21 protein-coding genes are annotated in these 19,542 nt (G+C 45.1%); all 21 read left to right on the top strand.

Annotated features, from left to right (window positions below):
• Positions 1-16 precede the first annotated feature (16 nt).
• Positions 17-358 carry an ethanolamine utilization microcompartment protein EutS gene (gene eutS / locus AB5N96_RS03980; RefSeq protein ID WP_499704693.1) on the top strand — a complete coding sequence of 114 codons (342 nt, stop codon included), beginning with the start codon at positions 17-19 and terminating at the stop codon, positions 356-358.
• A 12-nt stretch (positions 359-370) separates the two neighbouring features.
• Positions 371-859, top strand: coding sequence for a EutP/PduV family microcompartment system protein (locus AB5N96_RS03975; protein WP_499704692.1), 489 nt, complete (start codon positions 371-373; stop codon positions 857-859).
• A gap of 176 nt (positions 860-1,035) precedes the next feature.
• A complete protein-coding gene (locus AB5N96_RS03970) occupies positions 1,036-2,451 on the top strand; it encodes an ethanolamine ammonia-lyase reactivating factor EutA (RefSeq protein ID WP_499704806.1) in 1,416 nt (471 codons plus the stop codon).
• A gap of 14 nt (positions 2,452-2,465) precedes the next feature.
• On the top strand, positions 2,466-3,830 hold the full coding sequence (locus AB5N96_RS03965) for an ethanolamine ammonia-lyase subunit EutB (RefSeq protein ID WP_499704691.1): 1,365 nt from the start codon (positions 2,466-2,468) through the stop codon (positions 3,828-3,830).
• A 12-nt stretch (positions 3,831-3,842) separates the two neighbouring features.
• On the top strand, positions 3,843-4,820 hold the full coding sequence (gene eutC, locus AB5N96_RS03960; RefSeq protein ID WP_499704690.1) for an ethanolamine ammonia-lyase subunit EutC: 978 nt from the start codon (positions 3,843-3,845) through the stop codon (positions 4,818-4,820).
• A 2-nt stretch (positions 4,821-4,822) separates the two neighbouring features.
• Positions 4,823-5,470, top strand: a complete 648-nt coding sequence (eutL, locus tag AB5N96_RS03955) for an ethanolamine utilization microcompartment protein EutL (RefSeq protein ID WP_499704689.1) — start codon at positions 4,823-4,825, stop codon at positions 5,468-5,470.
• 15 nt (positions 5,471-5,485) lie between these two features.
• Positions 5,486-6,991, top strand: coding sequence for an aldehyde dehydrogenase family protein (locus tag AB5N96_RS03950; RefSeq protein ID WP_499704688.1), 1,506 nt, complete (start codon positions 5,486-5,488; stop codon positions 6,989-6,991).
• A 26-nt stretch (positions 6,992-7,017) separates the two neighbouring features.
• Positions 7,018-7,305 carry a BMC domain-containing protein gene (locus AB5N96_RS03945; protein ID WP_378142000.1) on the top strand — a complete coding sequence of 96 codons (288 nt, stop codon included), beginning with the start codon at positions 7,018-7,020 and terminating at the stop codon, positions 7,303-7,305.
• A gap of 19 nt (positions 7,306-7,324) precedes the next feature.
• Positions 7,325-8,179, top strand: coding sequence for a phosphate propanoyltransferase (gene pduL / locus AB5N96_RS03940; RefSeq protein ID WP_499704687.1), 855 nt, complete (start codon positions 7,325-7,327; stop codon positions 8,177-8,179).
• Between the two features lie 9 nt (positions 8,180-8,188).
• A complete protein-coding gene (locus AB5N96_RS03935; RefSeq protein WP_499704686.1) occupies positions 8,189-8,491 on the top strand; it encodes a EutN/CcmL family microcompartment protein in 303 nt (100 codons plus the stop codon).
• Complete coding sequence (locus AB5N96_RS03930; RefSeq protein ID WP_499704685.1) at positions 8,466-8,801, top strand: BMC domain-containing protein; 336 nt, start codon at positions 8,466-8,468, stop codon at positions 8,799-8,801. Before AB5N96_RS03935 ends, AB5N96_RS03930 begins: the two co-directional genes overlap by 26 nt.
• Before the next feature lie 12 nt (positions 8,802-8,813).
• Positions 8,814-9,752 (top strand): malate dehydrogenase, encoded by a 939-nt coding sequence (gene mdh, locus AB5N96_RS03925; RefSeq protein WP_499704684.1) that lies wholly within the window; start codon positions 8,814-8,816, stop codon positions 9,750-9,752.
• A 72-nt stretch (positions 9,753-9,824) separates the two neighbouring features.
• Positions 9,825-11,192 carry an ethanolamine ammonia-lyase subunit EutB gene (locus tag AB5N96_RS03920; protein WP_499704683.1) on the top strand — a complete coding sequence of 456 codons (1,368 nt, stop codon included), beginning with the start codon at positions 9,825-9,827 and terminating at the stop codon, positions 11,190-11,192.
• 11 nt (positions 11,193-11,203) lie between these two features.
• Complete coding sequence (eutC, locus tag AB5N96_RS03915) at positions 11,204-12,058, top strand: ethanolamine ammonia-lyase subunit EutC (protein ID WP_499704682.1); 855 nt, start codon at positions 11,204-11,206, stop codon at positions 12,056-12,058.
• Positions 12,059-12,106: 48 nt separating this feature from the next.
• Positions 12,107-13,534 (top strand): sensor histidine kinase, encoded by a 1,428-nt coding sequence (locus AB5N96_RS03910; protein WP_499704681.1) that lies wholly within the window; start codon positions 12,107-12,109, stop codon positions 13,532-13,534.
• An 85-nt stretch (positions 13,535-13,619) separates the two neighbouring features.
• Positions 13,620-14,801: an acetyl-CoA C-acetyltransferase gene (locus tag AB5N96_RS03905; RefSeq protein WP_499704680.1), complete on the top strand. Its 1,182-nt coding sequence runs from the start codon at positions 13,620-13,622 to the stop codon at positions 14,799-14,801.
• A 98-nt stretch (positions 14,802-14,899) separates the two neighbouring features.
• Positions 14,900-15,337 (top strand): MarR family winged helix-turn-helix transcriptional regulator, encoded by a 438-nt coding sequence (locus AB5N96_RS03900; RefSeq protein ID WP_204590831.1) that lies wholly within the window; start codon positions 14,900-14,902, stop codon positions 15,335-15,337.
• A 2-nt stretch (positions 15,338-15,339) separates the two neighbouring features.
• Complete coding sequence (locus AB5N96_RS03895) at positions 15,340-15,957, top strand: alpha/beta hydrolase (protein ID WP_392455386.1); 618 nt, start codon at positions 15,340-15,342, stop codon at positions 15,955-15,957.
• 62 nt (positions 15,958-16,019) lie between these two features.
• Complete coding sequence (locus AB5N96_RS03890; protein WP_499704679.1) at positions 16,020-16,655, top strand: nitroreductase family protein; 636 nt, start codon at positions 16,020-16,022, stop codon at positions 16,653-16,655.
• A gap of 171 nt (positions 16,656-16,826) precedes the next feature.
• Positions 16,827-17,945, top strand: coding sequence for a sugar ABC transporter substrate-binding protein (locus AB5N96_RS03885; RefSeq protein WP_204590825.1), 1,119 nt, complete (start codon positions 16,827-16,829; stop codon positions 17,943-17,945).
• 73 nt (positions 17,946-18,018) lie between these two features.
• Entirely contained in the window at positions 18,019-19,539 is a 1,521-nt protein-coding gene (locus tag AB5N96_RS03880) for an ATP-binding cassette domain-containing protein (protein ID WP_499704678.1), read from the top strand.
• Positions 19,540-19,542 lie beyond the last annotated feature (3 nt).

The raw sequence follows: 19,542 nt of genomic DNA, 5'->3' as shown, positions 1-19,542 counted from the left end.
TGAAAGGAAGATGAACGTGAGCGAAGAGAAAAAGCGATTTATTCAAGAGTTTGTGCCAGGAAAGCAGATTACACTCACGCATTTGATTGCGAATCCTGATCCAGACATGTTTGTGAAACTTGGAATAGAAGAGGCGGGAGCACTTGGAATATTAACATGTACACCAAGTGAGACGGTCATCATTGCGGGCGATCTTGCCACAAAAGCCGCAAGTGTACGCATCGGATTTTTAGACCGATTTACAGGAAGTTTAGTCATCGTGGGTAGTGTCTCAGAGGTAGAAATGGCGATGGAAGAAATCAACCGCTTCTTATCGGAACGCCTTGGCTACAATACAGCACCCATCACGAAGTCCTAAGGGGGCTACATCATGAAACATCGTGTCATGTTGATGGGACCGATCGGTGCAGGGAAGACGTCTCTGACAAACGCCCTGTTAGAAACTAAGAATTCCGCAATCAAGACACAAGCGCTTTCTTACCGGGATTGGATTGTAGATACACCGGGTGAGTACATGGAGAATCCGTATTATTATAAGACAATTATGGCAACGGCTTTAGAAGTCACCCATCTCATTTTCTTATTCGATGCGACACGCTCTAAGATTACATTTCCTCCAGGATTTAGTCAGGGATTTACGAAACTACCGATTGGTGTCATCACAAAAGCAGATCACCCGGAAGCAGACATCGCGCGAGCCATTCGAATCTTACGCGTAGCATTACCGACTGGTCCGATTGTCATTACATCGTCTGTCACAGGTCAGGGTCTTGAACACATAAAAGGATTAGTTGCCTGTGCTACACTTGCCGAAATGAAAGAATACGCAGCTGATTATTCGTCAGAAATTTTCATTTAGTCGAATCTTTACAAAAATAATGGAGTTTGATAGGATGAGTGTATTCGCAACAAGTCCATATTCAGGCAAAGGCGCCTTATACATGACATGCTTTGGCATGTCGTGTGTAATGGCGTCTTTTTTATGTATAAAAAGGGGGGAGTAGCGTGTGGGAAAGACCACGAAAACGTGAATCGATGCTCAGTGCCGGCATTGATGTGGGAACAAGTACGACCAAAATGATTGTCAGTCGATTTGAACTCATGAATGTAGCTGGTGCAACGCATGTTCCTCGAATTGAAATTGTTGAAACGGAAATTTTATATCAAAGCCCCATATACAGAACGCCTTTACTCGATGCATCTACGATAGATGTTGCGAAAGTAGAGCAATTGGTGCGCGGAGAGTATCAAAAAGCTGGCGTTCGTCCAGATGAGATTGAAACAGGTGCTGTCATCATAACAGGTGAAACGGCCACGAAAAAGAATGCACGAGAAATGGTGAATCATCTTTCTGAACATGCGGGTGACTTTCTTGTCGCAACGGCCGGACCAGACTTAGAAGGCATGATTGCGGCCAAAGGTTCTGGAGCTTTTGAAGAATCTGCAAAACGCTACGCACCCATTGCCAATGTTGATATCGGCGGGGGAACAGCGAACATTGCAGTCTATCATCAGAAAAAACTGCTTGGCACGTGTACGATGCATGTCGGAGGTCGATTGATTGAATTCGAATCAGGAATGATCCGTTCTATCTCACCGCCAATTGAAAAGTTACTTCAAGCAAACGGCTGGCAGTTAGCCATCGGAGATTCTGCTGATCATCCAACGATTGAGCGTGTAGTAGAGGAACTCGCAGATGCATTATTCCGCATCTTGGCGAAGCAGCAGAAGTCTAGTGATGAGGTACTCGTTCTTGGTCATATGCCAAACTGGACACGTGAAGTAGAGGCTGTCATGTTTTCAGGTGGTGTCGCGGAATGCATGTACCACTATGAACAACAAGGAGCCTCTCCTGCTCACTATAACGACATTGGTGAGCGGCTCGCATCTGCGATTCAAAGACGCCGTGATACTTCCTCATGGGACTGGCTAGAGCCAAAAGAGACGGTACGTGCAACGGTGCTCGGAGCTGGCACACATACAACAGAAATCAGTGGAGCCACTATCCAAGTCCAATCAGATGAGTTGCCACTGAAAAACTTACCGGTTTATGAATTTGATTTCAGGCAAGACTTGGACACGCGTCTTCCACAAATGGAGGATGCAATCACACAAGCACTTGACCTATACGATGCTTACCGAGAAGGTCAAAATTTTGCACTCTATTTATCAGGCCTACCCTACATGAAATTTCATGCCATACAGCAACTGGCACAACGTGTGATGAACGTTATGAACAACCGGGTTGATCCGATGTTGCCAATAGTTCTGGTACTAGAAACAGACCATGCAAAAGTGCTTGGCCAGACGCTGCACGCTATGCAAGTGCGCCAGAGCATCATCTGCATTGATCAAATTAAAGTGGAGCATGGCGATTACTTAGATATCGGGCGGTCACTCGCTTCAGATACCGTACCTGTCGTCATCAAAACACTTACATTTCATAGCTAAAAGGAGGGATTGCTGTGAAGCTTTCCGCTACTCTCGGCGGGGAAACCTATCAATTTCGAGACTTAAAAGAAGTCATGGCAAAAGCGAACGAAGAAAAGTCGGGCGACCGCTTGGCAGGAGTTGCTGCTGAGACGGTACAAGAACGAATTGCCGCAAAGACGGTCTTGAGCGCTTTGTTACTTGAAGACATTCGGAATAATCCACTTATCGCGCCGGAAGACGATGAAGTTTCCCGCATTATTGAAGAAGATATAAACGAACGAATCTATGAAGAAATTAAACGGTGGTCAGTCGCGGAACTGCGTGAATACATTTTACACCTTTCAACAGGGCACCGGGAGTTGATGCGCATTAGTAGAGGGCTTACTTCTGAGATGATTGCCGCCGTCACAAAACTGATGTCCAATCTCGACCTCGTCCACGCAGCAAACAAAATTGAGATAATTACGACTTGCAACATTTCCATTGGCCAACGCGGAACACTTGCCTCTCGTTTACAACCAAACCATCCGACAGACAATGTGGAGGGGATGATTGCTTCCCTAAAAGACGGACTCTCATACGGGATCGGGGACGCAGTGATTGGGATTAACCCAGTAGATGATTCAGTAGAAAGTGTTAAGCGTCTGTTGCATGCGACATATGACTTCATCCACGAATGGCAAATCCCAACACAGAACTGCGTCCTTGCACATGTGACGACACAAATGAAAGCGATTCAACAAGGGGCACCGGCAGATATGATTTTTCAAAGTATTGCTGGAACTGAAAAAGCAAATCGGTCATTTGGAATCTCAGCGGAACTCATAGCAGAGGCTCACTTTGTTGCGAAAAAACAGGGTACTGGCAGTGGCCCACAACGACTCTATTTTGAAACGGGTCAAGGGTCAGAACTATCAGCAGAAGCACATCACGGTCTTGATCAGATGACATTAGAAGCTCGAAATTATGGATTTGCGCGCCGTTATGATCCATTCATCGTGAATACAGTCGTCGGTTTTATTGGTCCAGAGTACTTGTATAACAGTAAACAAGTTATTCGAGCAGGTCTTGAGGATCATTTCATGGGTAAGATGCACGGCATACCGATGGGTGTGGATATTTGCTACACCAATCACATCAAAGCTGATCAAAACGACATGGAAGACCTAGGTGTATTGTTATCTTCAGCAGGAGTGAACTTTATCATTGCAACACCGATGGGCGATGACTGTATGTTGAATTATCAATCGATGAGCTACCACGACGTTGCTACATTACGTTCTACGATGAATAAACTACCATCGCCTGAATATGTAACATGGCTTGAGAAAATGGGGATTTACGAAAATGGTCGTTTAGGTCCGAACGCCGGAAACATAGAACTTTTCAATCGGTAGGAGGTGAACCCGGTGAATGAACAACTTGTTGAACAGATTACAAAACTCGTAATGGCCGAACTACAAGGAACGAAACCGTCGCCTACACAAACAACAGTCGCACTCAGAGGGCAACCACCAAAAGGGCGAGTGGATATCGAGGAACGTCGACCTGAACCAGCAGGAGAAGTGAAGTTGCATCATGTGAAGACAACATCCAAAGCGCCTGCAGAGTCATCAAAAATCAAAGAATCGTTTGCGCCAACTGTTAAAAAAACAGCAGACACTAAGAAGACTGAACAAGTGACTGAAGATATCCAAGCGATGAAACAGACGACGCCAGCTCGTATTGCAGTAGGTCGTGCCGGCTCAAGACCGCGAACTGAAACGCTGCTACAATTCCGATTTGATCATGCTGCTGCAGTAGATGCCGTGTATGGTGAAGTTCCAGATGAGCTAATTGAAGGACTTGGTTTTTTCCAAGTGACCACACGTGTTCAAGACAAAGAAGAGTATATTTTACGTCCGGATTTAGGACGCCGTTTATCGGATGAGGGAAAAGAAAAAGTGTCGCGCGACTGCAAAAAAAATCCGACCGTACAAATCATTTCGTCCAATGGGCTGAGTGCGAAAGCGGTAGAAGAAAACTTAGAAGACGTGTACTTAAGTCTTCAACAGTCTTTGAAGCAGCTAGATATTGATACGGGAACCCCATTTTATATCGATAAAGGCAGGGTCGCGTTGATGGATGAAATCGGTGAGATTTTAAAACCAGATGTCGTCATTTACTTGATTGGCGAACGTCCGGGACTGGTATCAGCTGAATCGCTAAGCGCGTATGTTTGCTATCAGCCGCGGATTGGAACGATTGAAGCGGACCGCATGGTGGTCTCGAACATCCACAAAGGCGGTATTCCGGCAGTTGAAGCGGGAGCTTACCTTGGCACACTCGTGAAAAAGATTCTTCACTATCAAGCGAGTGGTGTGAACTTGGTGAAGAAGGAGGCGTAACGATGACAAAAATCTATGCACAATTACCGGCGATGCAAATCATTCCGAATGTTCAAGACGATATGCGTCGTACGTTTGGATTGAAAGAACATGAAAGAAGCCTTGGACTATTTACCTCTACCATTGATGATGTCGGTTACACAGCAGCAGACGAAGCAACGAAAAAAGCCGATGTACGTGTCGTCTATGCAAAGAGCTTTTATGCAGGAGCCGCCCATGCCTCGGGTCCTTTATCTGGAGAGTTTATAGGTATACTTGCAGGTCCTTCTCCAGAAGAAGTACGTAGCGGGTTAGATGCTGTACAACAAACCGTAGAGACAGACGCTTATTTTGAGGCCATCAATGGAGATGAAGGACACGCACTGTATGCCAAAGTGATTTCAAGTTGCGGAAGCTTTTTAGCCGATCAAGCTGGTGTTAACGAAGGTCAGGCGCTAGCCTACTTGATTGCACCACCACTTGAAGCGATGGTCGGATTAGATGCTGCCTTGAAAGCGGCAGACGTCCGGATTTGTGAATTGTTCAAACCTCCATCGGAAACAAACTTTGGCGGAGCTCTTTTAACAGGTAGCCAATCATCTTGTCAGGCAGCCGCGGATGCGTTCCGAGAGACGATTGAACGGTTAGCACAGCAACCAGTGCAGTATTAAGAAAGGAGGAACGATATGGTCACCTTAGTAGACAATGATTTACTTGCGCTCCAAGAAATGCGGGAAGCTGTTAAAGCCGCTAACATAGCGCAAAAAGAATACATGAACTTCACACAAGAACAAGTCGACAAGATTGTTAAAGCCGCTGCAGACGCTGCATATAAAGCTTCGGAACGACTCGGGAAGTTGGCAGTTGAAGAAACCGGAATGGGCGTTGCAGAACATAAAAAGATCAAAAATGAAGTCGGTTCACGAGACGTCTATGAAAGTATTAAAAGCTTGAAAAGTGTTGGTGTAGTCGCAGAAGACCGGGCGTCAAAAGTAGTCGAGATCGCGGCTCCATTTGGTGTAGTCGCAGGAATTATTCCAACAACGAATCCGACATCCACAGCTTTTTTCAAAACATTGATTGCACTGAAGACGCGTAATGCCATTGTAGTCAGCCCACACCCTTATGCCATCGAGTGTACAAAAGAAGCGCTTCGTGTCTGCTCCGAAGCAGCTGAAGCAGCAGGGGCACCAAAAGGCTTGGTGCAGTGTCTCACACTAGGTTCTATGGAAGCGACACAAGAACTGATGAAGCATAAAGATATTCATTTGATTTTAGCAACCGGCGGAGGTGCACTTGTACGAGCAGCTTATAGTTCTGGAAAACCTGCGTACGGTGTAGGGCCTGGAAATGTGCCGGTCTATATCGAGCGTAGCGCACGTATCGAGAAAGCTGTTGCACAAATTGTAGATAGTAAGTCGTTTGATTACGGCACGATCTGCGCAACGGAACAGGCACTTGTGGTCGACAAAGCCATCAAAGAACAAGTGGTTAAAGCATTAGAGAAAAACGGAGCGTATCTCTTAAACGAAGAAGAAAAGAAAAAAATGGAGAAGACAATATCTCCTGTACCTGGAAAAGTAAATCCCAAAATTGTTGGCAAAAGTCCACAAACGATTGCGAGACTTGCGGGTATCTCGATTCCAGAAGGGACACGGATTCTTGTTGGCATGGAAGATAAAATCGGCAAAGATGTGCCATTCTCACTTGAGAAACTGTCACCTGTATTTGCGTTCTATGAAGTGCGTGACTCCAATCATGCACAAGAAGTCTGCATGGACTTATTGAATCTTGGGGGACGAGGCCACAGCCTTTCCATTCACACGCAAGATGATAAGATTGCCCGCGAATTTTCAATGGCAATGCCCGTTTCTCGTATACTAGTAAACACGCTGTCTTCTATTGGAGCAGTAGGAGGAACGACAGGATTGAAACCATCGCTCACACTTGGCTGTGGAACATTTGGTGGCAATATTACATCGGATAATATTTCTGCCCACCACTTGCTGAATATCAAGCGAATGGCATATGGCACGAAAGATGTCACGCTTCCGAAAATAGCACCGCGACACGAATCCGAGCAAGACGTCACGCAAAAGGTCCTGCAATCGGTCGGAACTGTCGATGGACTGAATGAAACACAGATCAAACAGCTCGTCACACAAATCGTGAACCAATTAACTACTAAATAAACTTACATTTAAAGGAGGACATACACATGTCTAGAGAAGGTACAGCATTAGGAATGGTTGAAACAAAAGGATTAATCGGATCAATTGAAGCAGCAGATGCAATGGTCAAAGCAGCAAGTGTTCACTTAGTTGGAAAAGTACATGTTGGAGGCGGGATTGTAACCGTTCTTGTACGCGGTGATGTTGGTGCAGTGAAAGCAGCAACAGATGCAGGGGCAGCTGCTGCACAACGTGTTGGAGAATTGCTATCCGTTCATGTCATCCCACGTCCACATAACGAACTTGAAATGATTCTTCCAAAATCAGAGAACTAATCAGTAGAAGGAAAGGGGAATGACGATGGATCCGCAAATGATTCAGACGATTGTCAGAGAAGTACTCGCTTCTTTAGAGGCGGATACCAAACAGACACCCGATTCTTCTGTACCGATAGCCGTATCTGCACGACACGTGCATCTTTCGGAGCAGCATGTTGAGCAATTGTTTGGGAAGGGGTATCAGCTCACGAAACGAGCAGACCTCTCTCAACCTGGTCAGTTTGCAGCGGAAGAGACGGTACATGTAGCTGGACCAAAGGGAAGTTTCGCTCGGGTCCGTGTATTAGGACCTGCACGTAAACTTACACAAGTCGAAATGAGTCAGACCGACACGGTTACACTAGGTGTCAAAGCACCAGTTCGTGAATCAGGAGATATTCAAGGGTCCGCGGCTATTACGCTGATTGGCCCTATGGGTAGTGTACACCTAAACGAAGGGTTGATTGTTGCTCAGGCACATATCCATATGGCACCTCAAGATGCTACTCGTTTAGGTGTAGAAGACCAGGAGTATGTCAGTGTTCAAATCGATTCCGAGCGACCACTGACACTTCAAAAAGTGAAAGTCCGTGTGTCCGAAAGCTATCGTTTAGAAATGCACGTCGATACAGACGAAGCAAATGCCGCGCTTCTTCCGAAACAAGCGAGAGGCGTTTTACTAAAGCTTGGTGAAACGCCCGTGGTGAGACATGATCCCACACCGCAAGTGGCGAAGCCATTAGTCTATACGAAGAAGTTGTTGACAAAAGATGACTTGGCGACGTTTGACGGAACAGAAATGCACGTGGCAAAAGGCACACTCGTCACCGATCTTGCAAAAGATTTTGCACGAGAACGCGGCATTGCCTTGTCGTTTGAAACAAGAAAGTAGGTGCCCTAAATGCAAATGGGAAAAGTAATTGGCAACGTATGGGCAACACGCAAAGAAGAAGGCCTTGAAGGATTAAAACTACTGATTGTCCAACCGATGGATGCAAACGGGAAGCCGATTCGCACGCAACTCGTGGCTGCTGATCGAATCGGTGCAGGGATTGGTGATGACGTACTCGTAACATCCGGGGGATCTTCTCGTTATATTATGAAAGATAAGTCTTTGCCATTAGATGCTGTGATTGTTGGCATCATTGACTCTACAGAAGTGGAAAGAGGTGGTCAACATGAGTCAAGCGATTGGAATGATTGAAACAAAAGGATTGATCGGCTCGATTGAAGCGGCCGATGCGATGATCAAGGCGGCGAATGTGTCGATCGTCAAACAAGAGATGATTGACGGTGGGATTGTAACTGTTATTGTTAAAGGAGATGTGGGAGCTGTTCAAGCTGCCGTATCCGCTGGGGAAGAAGCGGCGAAACGTACAGGTGAGTTACTCGGAGCCCACGTCATCCCACGTCCAGATACAGACGTGTACGAGATGCTTGACCCAAAGCAACCTGAAGCTCCCAAATTACCTGTGAAAAAACCCGCTAAACCAGTGCCACCAAACGAAGCGTAAGGGAGAGATTGTATGGCTTTCAAACGTCCGAAAATTGCCGTTATCGGCGCAGGATTCACAGGAGCAACAGTTGCACTTATGGCTGCACAAAAAGAACTTGGAGACGTGGTGTTGATTGATACACCTGAGCAAGAGAATCCGACAAAAGGGAAAGCACTCGACATCCTTGAAACCGGTCCTGTTCAGCGATTCAATTCCCATGTAAAAGGGTCATCTGACTACGAAGCAATACGTGGAGCAGATCTGGTCATTATTACAGCTGGTATTGCACGAAAACCAGGGATGAGTCGTGATGATCTGGTTGCTACAAATGCTAAAATTATGCGTTCTGTCGCCGAAAATGTAAAGACCTATGCACCTGACAGCTACATCTTAGTGTTGAGCAACCCAGTCGATGCGATGACCTATGTCTGTTACAAGACGACAGGCTTTCCAAAGAACCGTGTTATCGGTCAATCAGGCGTACTCGACACTGCTCGCTTTAATACGTTTGTTGCAGAAGAACTGAATGTCTCAGTAGAAGATGTATCAGGATTTGTGCTCGGTGGACACGGCGATGATATGGTGCCACTTGTTCGGTATTCAAATGCAGGCGGTATCCCACTTGAGAAGCTCATTCCACAAGACCGAATGGATGCCATCGTAGAACGTACCCGTAAAGGTGGCGGTGAGATTGTTGCGCTGTTAGGTAACGGTTCCGCCTATTACGCACCGGCTGCATCTCTTGTTGAAATGGCAGAATCCATTTTAAAAGACAAGAAACGTATACTTCCTTCGATTGCCTTTTTAGAAGGAGAGTATGGCTACAGTGATCTGTACTTAGGCGTCCCGACTATTTTAGGGGGCGATGGAATCGAGAGTATTATTGAACTCCCGTTGACGACTGAAGAAAAAGAAGCTTTAGACCGTTCGGCAGATTCTGTCCGGACAGTTTTAGAACTATGTAAATAATTTCTGGCAACGGCGCCAGCTCAATCTTTCTTTGAGCTGGCGTCTTTTTGATTTTAGGGGAAGGTGAAAAATGTGCCAAAACTAGGGGCAACACTTAAAGGAGAAACGTATCACTTTTCAAGTGTACGAGAAGTTCTTGCCAAGGCGAGTGAAGCGAAGTCTGGTGACGTCATGTCAGGGGTGGCAGCTACCAGTGCTCTTGAGCGGATGGCCGCAAAAGTAGTCTTGAGTGAACTCACACTGGCAGATATTTATGAAAATCCGGTCATTTCGTATGAGCAAGATGAAGTGACGCGTATCATTTATGACGACATCAGCCAACCGATCTATCAATCACTCAAAGGGTGGACAGTAGGGGAGTTGCGCAATCGCATCTTATCCTACGATACAACGACGGATCACCTCATGAAATGGTCACGTGGACTGACGAGTGAAATGATTTCAGGGGTAGCCAAGTTGATGTCGAGCATTGATCTGATGCTGGCATCACAAAAGATGAAGTTCACCGCACACTGTAATACAACTATCGGAGAACCAGGGCGTTTAGCGTTTCGCTGTCAACCGAATCATCCAAATGATGTGTCAGAAGGAATTTTGTATTCGATCAAAGAAGGATTGTCGTATGGGGCGGGAGATGCCGTGATCGGAATCAATCCCAATATTGATTCAGTAGAATCTGTGAAGCGCCTATTGACGTTATCGCATGATTTTATTGAAAGGTGGGAAATTCCAACACAAAACTGTGTGCTTGCACATATCACGACACAGATGGATGCACTGAAAAAAGGCGCACCAATCGCGTTAATGTTTCAAAGCCTAGCAGGTACAGAACGCGCGAATGATGCGTTTGGAATTTCACGTGATATTTTGACAGAAGGCTACGAAATGATGCGGTCACTTGGAACATCTACTGGACCGAACTTTATGTACTTCGAGACGGGGCAAGGTTCCGAAGTATCACTCGATGCGGATCATAAAGTAGATATGCAAACATTAGAAGCACGAAGTTATGGGTTCGCCCGTCACTGGAAGCCATTCATGGTCAACAATGTGTCAGGATTCATTGGCCCTGAAACGCTCTATGACGGCCGCCAATTGATTCGCGCAGACCTAGAAGATGTGTTCATGGGGAAACTGTCCGGACTACCGATGGGAATCGCACCGACCTATACGAATCATATGGAAGCCGATCAAAATGACCAAGAAATTGGTGGGATGTTGACGGCACTTGCGGGTGCAAACTTCTATATGGGTGTTCCTGGTGGGGATGACGTCATGCTGAACTACCAAGATACAAGTTATCATGACGATGCCTCGCTCCGAGAAATGCTGGGTCTTCGTCCTCTTCGCGAGTTTGAGAAATGGATGGAGCGTATGGGATTAATGGAAGACGGGCGTTTAACTAAACGTGCAGGAGACTTATCAATTTTTGACGAGTAGGAGGTGGCACAATGGATTTAGAAAAAATTGTTCGGCAAGTTGTAGAAGAAGTGATCAGAGGGTCGTCTACATCTAAACCTAGTGAAGAAAATGGAGAGGTTGTCCACTTCTCGGAAGAGTTTGAGATGGGTGTCGATACTCCACACCGGGAAGAAGCCATTCGGCATGCGCAGTCCATCACACCTGCACGAATTGGAATTGGACGCGCTGGAACGCGCATGAAAACAAAGAGTTATTTACAGTTTCGGATTGATCATGCAGCGGCTCAAGACGCTGTAAGAAAAGAAGTGAACCCGGATGTGATTGAAGCACTCAAGCTACCAGTAGTAGAAACTCGTGCAGAATCATTAAAACACTATTTAATGGATTTAGACGCAGGACGCAAGCTATCGGACCGCTCAAGAGAATGGCTGGAGAAGAATGGAGAGAAAAATGTCCAAGTGCAAATTTTGGTCTGTGATGGACTGAGTTCTTCTGCTATTGAGGCGAACGCTGGTGACCTTCTGCCGGCTCTCATGCAGGGGTTGGCGCTGAAATCCATCCGTGTCGGACAACCTCTTTTTGTCAAACGAGCTCGTGTATGGGTACAAGATGAAATCGCGCAGATTCTGAATGCAGACTTTATCATCTCTCTGATTGGCGAACGTCCTGGCCTAAACACAGATGAAAGTTTAAGTGCTTACATGATTTATAAGCCAACGGAAGCGACAGTTGAAGCAGATCGCACAGTCGTATCGAACATTCATAAAGGAGGTCTTGCACCGGTAGAAGCGGGTGCGCACCTTTCGAGTCTCATTGAACAAATGCTAGAAGTTAAAGCATCTGGGGTTCCATTTGCCCGCCGCCACAACTTGCAAGATACATGAAAATGAGGAAAGATAGAGGAAATCGTGTAAAAGGTAGGGGATGGGGAGATGGCAGAGAGCACACTTCATCAGCTTTGTCGTTTATATACAAACTTATCAGCAACAGATATTCAAATCTTAGAACAAGTGGCTGAAACGCTTTCGAACTATGCAGAGCTCTCAGGTAATTATATGTACATCGACTGCTTATTAAGTTCGGGTGATCACGGGATTGTCGTGGCAGAGGCACTCCCTCGCACACCAGATGCTATTTATAAGGAGCGTGTATTAGGAAAATTAGTGTTTGAAGCGTTCGAACCCGCCGTTTTGCTGTGTCATAAAACGGGACGAAAGTCGTTGAAGCACCGGGCGATCACGCAAGAAGGAAAAGTAGTGGAGCAGAGTGTTGTGCCGATCCACAACGAGCAACATGAGGTCATTGGGACATTGATCATGGAAGCGGACCTGTCCGAAGAGTCTGCTGCGAGAGAACCTGCGTACCCAATTAAATCTATAGACATGGGTAGCTTCTCGAACAATCCAACAGTCGCCGATTTATTGATGGAAATCATTTTGATGACAGATCAACAACAACGTCTCGTCTATGCGAATCCTTCTGGTATCAAGTTTCTACACGCAATGTGCGGAGAAATGGATTGGAAGGCCGAGCAGATTTTATCCGTCCTTCCGTTTTTAGAATCTGTCCTGTCTAATAATGAAGAAGTGTTCATTTCGGAAGTATTAGCGTCAGGGCGGGTACTTGAAATTAAGAAAGTCAATATGCGCACCAAGCGTAACGAAGTAGAAGGACTTCTTTTTATCATCCAAGATTTGACGGAGCTGCGCCATAAAGAGAAAGAGTTGCTGATGAAATCTGTAGTTATTAAAGAGATTCATCACCGCGTCAAAAACAACTTACAGACAGTCGCCAGTTTGTTGCGTCTTCAGATGCGGAAGGGAATTTCAGACGAAAGCAAAAGTCATTTTGAAGATACTTTGAACCGCGTATATAGTATTTCAGCGGTGTATGAACTGATTCTTGCAAATGAAGATGCAGATCAAGACGATGTCGACGTGATTGAATTGACATCCAAAATCGGTTCGACAATGATGTTGAATGACTTGGATCATCAAATTCAATTTGAAGTCATTTCTAATAACTATCAGCTGCTCGCTTCTTCTCGTAAAGCCGTAAGCATCGCGCTCATAGTAAATGAACTCGTTCAAAACTCTCTGAAACACGCGTTTCCTAATCAAGCAGGCACCATTACAGTAGAGTTTCGGGTGCAGCAAGACTTTATTGAAATGCAGATTCGGGATGACGGGAAGGGGATGGAAGGGTATAAACAGTCTCTTGGTTTAGACATTGTCCGAAATCTGATCGTCAATGACTTAGAAGGCGAGTTACTCTACAAACCAGTAGACAAAGGGACGCATGCCAGTATTTTATTCCCTTATCACGATGAAATTCTCGTTCGGCGGGAGAGTGTCTTTTAAAAGAGGCATGCGTTTTGCATCCATTCCAGCGAATGCTATACTGAAAAAGAGTTTTCAGAATAGTCGATGTAAAGGGGATTGGACGATGAAAAATGTTTATATCTTAGATGGAGCACGTACGGCATTCACTGCGTTTGGAGGCTCTTTTTCAGCAGTGCCGGCAGATGAACTCGGAAAAGTAACCGCTCAAGAAGCGTTGAAACGTTCCGGAGTATCGCCAGATCAGGTAGATCATGTCGTATATGGGAATGTGATTCATTCCCATACAAATGCTGCGTATCTCGCACGTCATATTGGACTTAAAGCAGGTGTTCCAAAAGAAGTACCGGCTTTGACGCTCAACCGTCTTTGCGGGTCCGGTACGCAAGCGGTCGTGACAGCTGCACAGCTTATTCAATTAGGGGAAGCTGATGTTGTTTTAGCAGGTGGAGCAGAAAATATGTCGATGGCACCTTTCGCTAGCTTCACAAGTCGCTTTCATCAAGCAAAGCTGGGTCCAATGAAATTTGAAGATATGGTACTTTCCACGTTGACGGATGACTACACAGGCAATGGCATGGGGATGACAGCAGAAAAACTAGCGGATATGTATTCCATTAGTCGGGAAGAGCAAGATGCATTTTCTGTAGAGAGTAACCAACGTGCAGCAGCAGCCCGTGAATCAGGACGATTTGCAAAAGAAATTGTGCCGTTTCCTGTGACAACGCGTAAAGGAACCATTTTAATAGAAGAAGATGAACACATCAAACCAGATTCAACTGTTGAAGCCCTCAGTAAGTTGCGCCCTTCTTTCAAGAAAGGTGGGTCAGTTACAGCTGGGAACGCTAGTGGAATCAATGACGGTGCTGCAAGTCTCGTCATTGCTGGAGAGCAAAGCGTAGAGAAACACGGATTCAAACCGATTGCGCGTATCGTGTCTTGGGGTGTGTCAGGAGTTGACCCGGAGATTATGGGGATTGGACCAGTACCGGCAATCAAGCAGGCATTAGAGCGCGCAGACATGACACTGGAACAAATGGATCTAGTAGAAGTTAACGAAGCATTTGCAGCACAGTATTTGGCTGTGGAAAAAGAACTTGGGCTTGAACGTACGAAAACAAATGTGAATGGCGGAGCTTTAGCGCTTGGTCATCCAGTAGGTTCAAGTGGTGCACGAATCGTCTTAAGTCTTGCATATGAACTGCAAGAGAGAAATCTAAAGTATGGCGTAGCAAGCCTTTGTATTGGTGGAGGACAAGGAATTGCAATGATTATTGAGCGCGTATAAAGAAAAGAGCTTGGGCATCCGTTCAAGCTCTTTTTTTGACGCTACATCTGAAAACTGCTACAATTATCTTGAAATCAAGATAAAGGAGGCGTATTGCATTGGACACGAAACAAGTTGGTTTAGCAATTGAAGCACTCGTTCGAACGTCTGGCGCCTTTCATCAACGCATTAAAGAAGATGCAACAAAGCATGGTCTTCATGCCACAGAATTTTCAGTGATGGAACTGTTATATCACCAAGGAAGACAGCCAGTTCAGAAAGTAGCGAAGCATGTCTTGATCACAAGTGGCAGTACAACCTATGTATTAGACAAACTAGTGAAGAAAGAATTTATCACACGCACTGTATGTTCAGACGATCGAAGGGTAATTTATATAGAACTAAGCAATAAAGGACAAGCTCTTATGGAAACAGCTTTTCCTGAACATTTAGAACGGATGAAAGCCTACTTTAGTGGACTTGATGAAGAAGAGTTCAAGCAATGGTTAGAAATTACACGAAAACTGGGCAAAGCCGCCCGTAAAGGAGAGAGATAGACGTGAAACATGTATTTAAAAAAGGAACAAACGCAACAGCACCTACACTACTAATGCTCCACGGGACAGGAGGCAATGAACATGACTTGCTGTCAATTGCATCGATGATTGACGAAGAAGCAAATGTATTGAGTGTCCGGGGGAATGTTTTAGAAAACGGGATGCCGCGTTTTTTCAAACGGTTAGCTATGGGTGTGTTGGACCAAGAAGATTTAGCCCTTCGCACGAAAGAGCTGCATGACTATATAAAAGAAGCGTCAGAAGAGTACGGTTTTGACCGCGAAAATGTCGTGGCTGTAGGCTACTCGAATGGAGCCAACATCGCTGCAAACTTAGTGATGACAGAGAAAAATAGTTTAGCAGGTGCAATCCTCTATCATCCAATGATTCCGAACCAAGACGCTAAAATTCCCGAGTTAACGGGTTTACCTGTATTCATTGGCGCAGGGGTCAATGATCAAATGGTACCGTATACGGAATCAGAAGGATTAAAAGCCATGTTACTCGAACACGGGGCAGAAGTGGACATGCATGTGGAACCATATGGTCATCAGTTAACAGGTAGTGAAGTAGAAGCTTCGAAGATTTGGTATAACCGGAACTTCAAGCAGACAAATTGACGACTACCCCTGAAACGCGATAGACTAATTTCCATTCAAAGACTAAAAGTGAGGGACCTATTATGACAACTACGACAAAACCGACGTATGAACAATTAGTAAAAGAGCGGCGTTCTATTCGTGTATATGATCCAGAAGTGAAAATTTCAAAGCAAGAAATGCATGAACTATTGGAAGAAGCAACAATGGCACCTTCCTCTCTAAACTTGCAGCCTTGGCGCTTTCTTGTCATTGAGAGTGAAGAAGGAAAAGAGACGTTGAAAGGATTGGCGAAATTCAACCAACGTCAAGTTGAAACATCTGCAGCTGTCATTGCTGTTTTCGTCGATATGCAAAGCGTAGAAACAACTCAGGAAATTTATGATTTAGCTGTAGAAAAAGGCGTTATGCCAGCAGACGTTCGTGACCGACAAGTTCCGGCCATTCAAGGAATGTTGAAGGACATTCCAAAAGAGCGCCTGAAAACAATGAACTTCCTAGATGCAGGCCTAGCAGCAATGCAAATCATGTTATCTGCGCAAGCGCGCGGGTATGCGACAAATCCAATCGGTGGATTTGATAAAGACCATATCGCAGAAGCATATGGCCTAGATAAAGAACGCTTCGAAGCGGTCATGCTGATTTCAATTGGGAAGGCAGCTGAAGTAGGCTATCAATCCGTACGCCTACCAATCGACGATTTAGCAAAATGGGTATAGAAATAGGAGAGTCTGACACATGAGTGTCAGGCTCTTTTTTTAATTTTCAGACACTCTTCTTAAAAAAATACAGAAGAGTATAAAAGATTACCCGTGATAGCGCTTACATAAGAACTCTTCGCTTTCTATACTGAAGTAGAAATCATTTCAGGTAAGGGAGAGGGTTAAGAAATGAACAAGAAATCTGTATGGAAATGGGCTAGTTTATTAGCAGCTTCTATGATTTTTGTCGCGGGGTGTAATTCAACAGGAGGAGAATCAGGAGGAAGTGGCGGTGTAGACGTAGGGATCGTTCTACCCACTAAAGATGAGCCACGCTGGGTGCAAGATGAGCAGCGCTTTAAAGATGCATTAGCAGATTCGGATTACTCAACTGAAATCCTATTCAGCCAAGGATCTTCTGCAAAAGAAAAAGAAAATGTCGATGCACTTTTAAACAAAGGAATTGACGTATTGATTATTACGCCACATGACGGTGCAGCAGCAGGAGCGGCTGTGGAAGCAGCGAAACAAGAAGGCGTCACAGTCATCTCGTATGACCGTTTAATCACAGACACAGACGCAGTAGATTACTACGTAACATTCGACAGTTTAGCTGTTGGTGCTGCACAAGCCCAATACTTAGTCGATAATGCCGATGGATCAGGTGTACCGCTTTACCTGTATGCAGGTGCAGCTTCTGATAACAACGCCTTCCTATTCTTCCAAGGTGCTTGGGAAGTGTTACAACCGAAAATTGCAGACGGCACATTTGTCATCGCAAACTCTTCAGAAGCAGAAGCATTGAGCGATAAAGCAGACCTTTCTCGTGATGAGCTTGGTAAGATCATTGGCCAAATCACTACAAACTGGGATGCAAACGAAGCAAAGAACAAAGCGCAAACGCATTTAACAGCTGCATCGGATGAGCAAAAAGGCGACGTTGCGATCTTAGCTCCGAATGATGGAACAGCTCGTGCAATTGCAGACGTATTTGGTTCGGATTCAGCAATCACTTCATACTTCGTCACTGGACAAGATGCTGAGAAAGCATCGATTCAATATATCATTGATGGTCAGCAGTCGATGACAGTATTCAAAGATGTTCGTACGCTTGTGCAAGACGCTATGGGCATGGCTGTTGACATTTTAGATGGGAATGACCCTGAAACAACGGGCTCTTACGATAACGGAGCAGTAGAAGTAAAAGCGAAACAAACAGATGTTATCGTAGTGGATCAAGAAAACGTGAAAGCAGAATTGATTGACTCAGAGTATTACGAGGCAAGTGAATTCACTGGATTAGAGTAATCCCTAGGACGCGTCTCATGCTTCGGCGTGAGACGTGTTTACTTACAAAGCAAGTCGCAAGGAGGCGCGCAAAGTGGCAGAGTACATTTTAGAGATGCGGAACATATCAAAAGAATTCCCAGGAGTGAAGGCGTTGACAGACGTCAACTTTCAAGTGGAAAAAGGGGAGATTCACTGTCTAATCGGCGAGAACGGGGCAGGGAAATCCACGCTGATGAAGGTTCTGAGTGGCGTCTACCCGCACGGCACATACTCGGGCGACATTGTATATGAAGGGAATGTTCAACAATTTAAAGAAATCAGCGACAGCGTTACAGCAGGGATTGGCATCATTTATCAAGAACTTGCTTTATTCCCTGACTTGACTGTCTATGAAAATATTTATGCAGGCAATGAAGTACGAAAAGGTCCTGTCATTGATTGGAACAAGACAATTGTGCAGTCAACTGAACTTCTTCGAAAAGTAAAGCTTCGTGTCACACCGGAGACATTGATCAAGGAATTAGGTGTTGGAAAACAACAGCTTGTGGAAATTGCAAAAGCCTTGAGTAAAGATGTAAAGTTGTTGATTTTAGATGAACCAACAGCTGCGCTTAATGAAGATGACAGTGAGAATCTATTAAATCTTCTCAAAGAACTGAAAGAACAAGGCATCACGTGTATTATGATTTCTCATAAATTAAAAGAAGTCATCTCGATTGCCGATAAAGCGACAGTGCTGCGAGACGGAAAAACGATTTGTACGCTGGACTCAAGAAAAGGAGAGATTACCGAACGACTTATCATTCAAAATATGGTCGGACGAGAAATCGAAGACATCTATCCAAAACGACCTGACCATGTCATTGGTGAATCTGTTCTCTCGCTTGAGAACTGGTCGGCTTACGATTCACAACTTGGTCGCCAAGTCGTAAAAGAAGCGAATTTACATCTAAACAAAGGTGAAATCATTGGGATTGCAGGCTTGATGGGATCAGGACGCACAGAGCTTGCCTTAAGTATTTTTGGAAATCCTAAAAAGTACAAGCTGACTGGTGAGATGAAACTATTTGGTGAGACCAAGCGATTGAAACATACAAGTGAAGCAATCAAAGAACGAATTGCCTACGTAACAGAGGATCGCAAAGGAGATGGCTTGTTTTTATTGCAAGATGTTAAAAGCAATATCTCTGCTGCACACTTAAAGGGGATTGCGCCTAAAGGTGTGCTGAATGTGAATGAGGAAGTAAAGGTCGGGACGCGTTATAAAGATTCCCTTTATATCAAAGCGAATTCGCTCGAGCAAATCGTCGGCAAACTCAGTGGAGGCAATCAACAAAAGGTTTCTCTGGGCAAGTGGTTGTTTACTGGACCTAAGATCTTGATTTTGGACGAACCGACACGTGGAATTGATGTCGGGGCAAAATTTGAAATTTACACGATTATGAATCAACTGATTAGTGAAGGGTTGAGTATCATCATGATTTCTTCTGAATTAGGTGAGGTGCTCGGTATGAGCGACCGTGTCTACGTGATGGCGGAAGGACAAATCAAAGGAGAGCTTTCCCGCGAACAGGCAACACAAGAAACGATTATGGAACTAGCGACACAATAGGGG

It is taken from the genome of Chryseomicrobium imtechense (assembly GCF_041475995.1).
GTDB lineage: Bacteria > Bacillota > Bacilli > Bacillales_A > Planococcaceae > Chryseomicrobium > Chryseomicrobium aureum.
The sequence above is the reverse complement of the archived record's forward strand: the minus strand, read 5'-3'. Positions and strand labels throughout refer to the sequence as shown.